General features: G+C 63.1%; 1 protein-coding gene. It reads right to left on the reverse strand.

Annotated elements, in window-relative coordinates; translation table 11 throughout:
* Positions 1-35: 35 nt before the first annotated feature.
* The gene (locus E3T55_RS01295; protein ID WP_134517779.1) at positions 36-1,220 is read right to left on the reverse strand and encodes an IS30 family transposase; all 1,185 of its coding nucleotides are present in this window, start codon (positions 1,218-1,220) and stop codon (positions 36-38) included.
* Positions 1,221-1,267: the final 47 nt, after the last annotated feature.

Consider the following 1,267-nt stretch of genomic DNA (forward strand, 5'->3'; position numbering starts at 1 on the left):
CGGCAAAGTCAAGTCGTCGGAGCAACGTGGTGGTTTTAGGCTGCGAGGAGCAGCTGGTTGAGCCGTTGGCCCGGGGTGTCGAGGTCGAGGGTGGGGCGGGGGCGACGGTTGAGCTTGGCCGCCGTGCGGCGCAGGTCTTCGGCGGTGTGAGTCGAGAGGTCGGAGCCCTTCTCGAACCAGAACCGCAGGAGGCGGTTCGTGTTCTCGTTGCTGCCACGTTGCCAGGGCGAGTGCGGGTCGCAGAAGTAGAGCGTCGTGTCGAGGGCGGTTTGGATCTTGGCGTACTCGGCCAGCTCGGTTCCGCGGTCCCAGGTGATCGATCGGCGCAGGTGGTCTGGGAGGTCTTTCATCTCGCGGATCATGGCCGTGGCGACGGTGTCTGCGGTGTGGTCGCCGTCGAGGTGGAGCAGGATCACGAAGCGGGTGGTGCGCTCGACGAGGGTCCCGATCGCCGTCCCGTCACACCCGACGATCAGGTCACCTTCCCAGTGCCCAGGGACGGCCCTGTCGGCCACCTCAGCAGGTCGTTCGCTGATCTTGAACGCGTCCTTGTAGGGGCTGTTCTTGCGTCGGTCGGCGCCGTGTGAGACGCGCTGCTTGCGCTTCAAAGAGAGCTTCTCGGCCAGGTCTGCCCGCAGGTTTCCGCGGGTTTGGACATACAACGCTTGGTAGATCGTCTCGTGGCTCACCTGCATAGTCTCATCGTCAGGGCAGTATTTCGCCAACATCTGCGAGATCAGTTTCGGGCTCCAGCCGTCGTCCATCCAGACCGCAATCAGCCGGCACAACGACTCGTTCTCGATCAACTTCAACACCTTCGGCCGCCGCCGGGTCTGGTGAGCTTTCGCGTGCGCGACAGCGGCGTAATAGACCCCGTCCGAGCTGCTGTTGCGGTTCACTTCCCGCCAGACGACAGACTTGTTCCGCCCGATCGCCACGCCGATCGCGGCATAGCTCATGTGGTTTCTCCGACCCATCTGGATCATGCCCCGATCCGCCAAATTCAAGGTCCGTTCGTTAGGGCTCTCCGGCGACGGCGCGGGGTCAGCAAGACCCCCGGTCCGGCCTTGGTTCAGTGTCATCTGACCAGACTGGAGCCACCACCTCCCGGCAGCTGAACTCGACACCCCGACACGCCGGGCCGCAACTTCCAGCGCGTGGCCGCCACAGATCAGATCAACGAACTCAGTACGGGTGTTAGCGGGAAACAACTTAGGCATGAAACGCTCCATCTCCTGAAGCGTTGCTACGACCATATGACTTTGCC

The sequence above is a fragment of the Cryobacterium frigoriphilum genome (assembly GCF_004403305.1).
Classification (GTDB): domain Bacteria; phylum Actinomycetota; class Actinomycetes; order Actinomycetales; family Microbacteriaceae; genus Cryobacterium; species Cryobacterium frigoriphilum.

What these genes read in the sequence shown, in the direction of transcription:
- E3T55_RS01295 (WP_134517779.1), bottom strand. Translation starts at nt 1,220, where the DNA reads ATGCCTAAGTTGTTTCCCGCTAACACCCGTACTGAGTTCGTTGATCTG.